This is a genomic window from Pseudoalteromonas sp. Z1A6 (assembly GCF_011378745.1).
Lineage (GTDB): Bacteria > Pseudomonadota > Gammaproteobacteria > Enterobacterales > Alteromonadaceae > Pseudoalteromonas > Pseudoalteromonas arctica.
On the sequence record NZ_WTKW01000287.1, the window covers coordinates 1 to 5,274 of the forward strand.

Annotated in this window: 4 protein-coding genes; all 4 read right to left on the reverse strand. The window is 41.7% G+C overall.

Annotated features, from left to right (window positions below):
* On the reverse strand, nucleotides 1-559 hold a 559-nt coding region (locus GQR46_RS15530), incomplete at its 3' end, for a hypothetical protein (RefSeq protein WP_165741403.1).
* Between the two features lie 274 nt (nucleotides 560-833).
* The gene (locus GQR46_RS15535; protein ID WP_165741404.1) at nucleotides 834-1,547 is read right to left on the reverse strand and encodes a hypothetical protein; all 714 of its coding nucleotides are present in this window, start codon (nucleotides 1,545-1,547) and stop codon (nucleotides 834-836) included.
* A 163-nt stretch (nucleotides 1,548-1,710) separates the two neighbouring features.
* Nucleotides 1,711-3,501 carry an alkaline phosphatase gene (locus GQR46_RS15540; protein ID WP_165741405.1) on the reverse strand — a complete coding sequence of 597 codons (1,791 nt, stop codon included), beginning with the start codon at nucleotides 3,499-3,501 and terminating at the stop codon, nucleotides 1,711-1,713.
* An 11-nt stretch (nucleotides 3,502-3,512) separates the two neighbouring features.
* On the reverse strand, nucleotides 3,513-5,102 hold the full coding sequence (locus GQR46_RS15545) for an alkaline phosphatase (protein WP_165729362.1): 1,590 nt from the start codon (nucleotides 5,100-5,102) through the stop codon (nucleotides 3,513-3,515).
* Nucleotides 5,103-5,274 lie beyond the last annotated feature (172 nt).

A 5,274-nucleotide genomic window follows, 5' to 3' on the forward strand; every position in this document is an offset into this window, starting at 1 on the left:
AGATTTCTTCCAAGTTTGTTTTTGTTCGGTTCTTGGTAAGAAAGTTTTCTTGGATATAAGTAAATGTCTCTTCATATTGGGTAATAGAATCCCATGCACCCAGATCGGAATTTTGAGCAAATATACCTAAATTTGCTATATCATTTGATATTCCATCTAATGCTATTAGTAGTAATAAAACAGCAGCAGAGTGATTACCTTGTAAATATAATTCACGTGCATTTTCTAAAATAGCTTTTCGATCGTTAAACGCCGGCGCCCCAGCTAAATGCAACATGAATTTATCAATGCCATCTGTTACTCCCTCTATAAGAGCGAGATTTGCTTTATCTAACTTTCCTTTTTCTGCTAAAAACAAAGCACTCTGACAACTATCAAAAGGTAAATAGTTATTTAAAACCCAGGCCTCATCCTTAAACATAGGATTAAACTTCCTCACTACATCTAAAATTTCAGAACCTTTTTGGAGATCTTCGTTCATTAGCCCTAATGTATCCAACTCATGATATGTACCTATTAAATTGTCAATTGACGGGTTGTTTGATTCATTGGAACTCATGAATACTCCATAAGGTATAGCAACTTTATCTGAGAACATTTTTCTTACTTAATGGATGAATGTTCCTATTGTGTGAACTTCTATTAATATCAAATAGTGTAAATTATTACCAACTATAAATATTATGCGGCTGATAGTGTGTGTTTTATAAAAATAGGAAAGTGTTTGTTGTATTACCTGGGTGGGAATGGCTTAAATTAATCTATTTTTGAATACATACTTGTAGCTCATAGCCGCCTGTCATTTTTTAGCTATGAGCTACAACATTTAAAACCTAGTGATGATGCCCACCTTCAATAGCCTCGCCTTGCTGGTTATAAAAACCTGTGGCGCTGTGCTCTATAAAACCAAGGTTTATCATTTTAGCTAAAAACGGGTCGTTTTCGTTATCGCCAATGTCGGCGTAGTCGGTGGTTTGAAAGCGATCCCATTTGGCAAACTGTTCAGTTATTTCTGCTTTATTACTGCTTACATTATTAAGGCTAAGCACGGTGTTTGTTTGGGCTTTTTTATTGGTTACGCTAAAGGTTTTAACTAAGTTTGATTGCGTAAATAAAGCGAGTTTAAATTGGTTATCGCCTTCAGTAAGTTCGTAGTTTTTTACTTCATCGCAGCCTGTGTTTTGGGTGTTTACTAGGGTCATTTTTTCGATTAGGTGGTTATCCACCAGCTGACTTTTAGCACTCCAACTTTGTACGCCGCGTACCTCAGATGGCTGATATTCAATACCGCGTTGCTGGGCATTAAAATAGCGAATAGGCCGAATTTGCTTATTAGCTAAATGTTGCCAAAGCTCGGTAATTACTTGGCGTTGATGCGCTACTTGCTGATCGTTCCGCCAAAGGGTAAGTGAATCATTACTTTGCTGCGCTTTATGGCTGTTGGTAATTTTATAATCGGCTTTTAAATATTCGGCATTAATATCGCACTGCGTTGCTAATGTGCTGGTGCTTGCTAAGGTTGCCATTAAAAATAATGCTACTTTCATCAGTTAATCTCTTATTTAAACGTCACTGTAATAGCCATACAATAACGACTTACAATGGCATTTTTATGACATAAAAAAACAACTCACACAGGGTATGAGTTGTTTTTAAATACTCAATTTGCGTGCGTACTTTATATACTTAAAAAGTACGCTTTTGAGCGGCTTACTGCGTTACTTTTTCGTCGGCTGTTTTAACTAAATCAGCCGCAAAGTCCATTACATGGAATAAAAAGCTTTGCTCGTTTGTGCCTGTTACCAAGTGTGCACCTGGTCCCATTGCATAAACGCCTACGTCTTCACCGGCATGTGTTTCAGAGCCCATTGGTACCAGTGCTTCTTGATGAAAACCAGGTGTTGTTGTATCAACATCTGTTAAATCAACACGCCCTGTAACCGGTGCAAACGCATAACCTGCATCGGCATCAGTCTCGCTACCTAGGTTTCTAAAGCCACCACCATTGGTGTAACCAACCGTTGTATAAGGCATATCGTCGGCAGCTAAGCTTGGCTCAGTTGCGCCTACTGCAACTACTTTACCTAAAATTGGGTTACCGCGTTTAGGATAACCGGCAATGGTAAATACATGGCTGTGATCGGCAGTTACAACTATTAATGTTTCTTCTGGGTTGGTGTTTTCCATTGCCACTTTAACGGCTTTAGCAAGCTCAATAGTGTCGTTTAACGCGTTATAAGCGTTACCCGCATGATGCGCGTGGTCAATTCGACCCGACTCAACCGTTAAGAAAAAACCTTGCTCGTTGTTATCAAGTACGTTTATTGCTTTTTCGGTCATTTGTGAAAGCGAAGGCTCGCCTGCTACATCGTTTGCGCGGTCAGCTTCGTACTGCATGTGGGATTCGTTAAATAAGCCAAACACTTTAGTGGCGTCGTCACTTATTGCATCAAAACCGGTTTGATCCATTACGTACGTGCCATTTGGATATTGCGTTTTCCACTCTGCGGTTAAGTCGCGGTTATCTGTTCGATCACCTTCAACAGCACTCACTGCATCAGCTGAATTAAACGCGGCATCTTTTGGTAAAAAGTGACGACGACCGCCGCCCATTACTACGTCAATACCGTCTACATCAACACCACTAAAGCGTGCTTCTAGGTTGGCTTCAAAGTTAACTAGTTGCGATGCAATATCTTCACACGTTGCAGCACTTTCTGGCATATCAGAGATATCTTCCCAGTTACGCTCTGCCGATTTAGCATACGTTGCAGCTGGTGTTGCGTGAGTAATACGCGCTGTAGAAATAATCCCTGTTGCTTTACCTGCAATTTCAGCAAGCTCTAACGAGGTAACAAGTTCGTGCCCTTTGCCTGATGCACAATTACCACGTTCAACCGCTTCATCAATACCAATAACGCCTGCGTCGGTTTTAACACCCGATGCCATTGCAGTCATAGTTCCTGCCGAATCTGGCGTTTGCGCATCTACGTTGTATGTTTTTACAAAGCCCGAAAAAGGCATAGTTTCAAAGCTTAACTGGTGTTCTTCACCCATTTCACCTTCTAACTGACCCGCTAAAATACGTGCTGCGGTTATGGTAGAAATACCCATACCATCACCAACAAATAAAATAACGTTTTTCGCTTTGCCTGATTCTGTAACAATGTTGCTACTGGCTGTTTGTGCTGCACCCAATTTTGTTTGTGCTTCACTAAACCAAGTATTACTAGTGAGTGAGGCTAACTGCTCGCTTGTTAACGACGTTGCAGGTGCATTACACACTAAATTAGTTGAGTTAACTTCATCGCTATCTAGCACGTCGTTATTATTGGTATCTGCGCCTACTTGCGTCTCTACACCGCCATTAATACACTGCTCAGAGCCCACTGCAATAGCGTTATCTACTGCGATAATATTGTTTTCATTTTTGTTATCGTCACTCGAGCAACCTGCTAGCGCGACCATTACTGCCAAAGAAAGTACCGTTAATTTGTTCATGTTAGCCGCCATTATTGCTGAGTTAGTTCAAGAGCTTGATTAATTAAATGAAATACAACGTTTTGTTCAATTACGCCCTGTGCTAGCTGAGCACCAGGACCTTTTGCATGTAAAGATATGTCTTCACCCGCGTGTGTTTCTGAGCCCATTGGTACAGTTGCTTCTTGGTGAAAGCCTGGGGTTGTTGTATCTACGCCATTTAGCTCAACACGCCCTGCAATAGCGGCACTTGTGTAACTTGCATCAGCGTTGGTCTCACTGCCTAAGTTTCTAAAACCTAAACCATTTGCGTAACCTACGGTGGTGTACGGCATATCGTCGGCGGCTAAGCTTGGTGTTGTTGCACCTACTGCAACTACTTGACCTAAAATTGGATTACCACGCTTAGGGTAGCCTGCAATAGTAAATACATGGCTGTGATCGGCGGTTACTAAAATAAGGGTTTCTTCTGGGTTTGTGTTATCTACCGCTGCTTGCACGGCTTTAGCAAACTCAATGGTGTCGTTAAGCGCGTTGTATGCATTACCTGCGTGGTGCGCATGGTCAATTCGTCCCGACTCAACCGTTAAGAAAAATCCATTATCGTTTTTACCAAGCACTTCAATTGCTTTAGTGGTCATATCGGTAAGTGAAGGCTCGCCCGCTACATCGTTTGCGCGGTCAGCTTCGTATTGCATGTGGGATTCGTTAAATAAACCAAATACTTTAGTGGCGTCATCGCTTATTGCATCAAAGCCTGTTTGATCCATCACGTACGTAGCATCTGGGTATTGTGTTTGCCACTCAGTTACTAAGTTGCGCTCGTCAGTACGGTCGCCTTCTATAGCACTTACTGCATCTGTTGAGTTAGCTGTTTCGTCTTTTGGTAAAAAGTGACGACGACCGCCCCCCATTACAAAATCAAGGCCGTCTACGTCGGTCCCTACAAATCGTGCTTCTAGGTTTTTTTCAAAGTTAACCAGTTGCGATGCAATGTCTTCACAGCCACCCGTTACTGCATCTTCTGGCATATCTGATACGTCTTCCCAGTTACGGTCAGCCGATTTAGCATATGTGGCAGCAGGGGTTGCATGAGTAATACGTGCTGTAGAAATAATACCGGTAGATAGCCCTTTAATTTCAGCCAATTCAGTCGCGGTAATTAGCTCGTTACCTGCCACTGTTGAACACACGCCGCGTTCAATATCTTCGTCTACACCAATAACGCCCACATCGGTTTTTACACCCGAAATAATAGCCGTCATCGTGCCTGCTGAATCAGGAGTTTGAGCATCTACGTTATACGTTTTAACTTGTGCAGAGTATGGGAACTCTTCAAAGCTTAAATAACCTTCTTCGCCAGATTGGTTATTACGCTGCCCTTGTAAAATGCGCGCGGCGGTAAGTGTAGAAATACCCATACCATCGCCCACAAATAAAATGACGTTTTTAGCTTTAGTGGCTTGTGTAGCCTGCGCTTGTGCTGTTTTTGTTGTTAGTTTAGTTTGCGCAGCGCTATACCAGCTGCTGTCTTTTTGGCTTTGCGGTAGTACATCAGCATGGCTCACTGCGCTAAACGTTAACGTTAGCGCGATTGCCGCAGCGACTTTTTTAATTTTCATCCGTAATTCCCATTGTTTAGTGGTTATTTTTTGAAATGTGTAAACACAAAAAAGATCAACCGCTGCACTATAGAAAACAGATGTGACTGATAAAGGTAATTTTGATGAAAGTAAAATGACTAAACTATTACAAAAATAAGTCACAAAAATAAAAAAGCGCAACGTGTTAAAC

Coding starts and splice junctions, on each gene's coding strand:
- GQR46_RS15535 (WP_165741404.1), bottom strand. CDS start 1,547: ATGAAAGTAGCATTATTTTTAATGGCAACCTTAGCAAGCACCAGCACA.
- GQR46_RS15545 (WP_165729362.1), bottom strand. CDS start 5,102: ATGAAAATTAAAAAAGTCGCTGCGGCAATCGCGCTAACGTTAACGTTT.
- GQR46_RS15540 (WP_165741405.1), bottom strand. CDS start 3,501: ATGAACAAATTAACGGTACTTTCTTTGGCAGTAATGGTCGCGCTAGCA.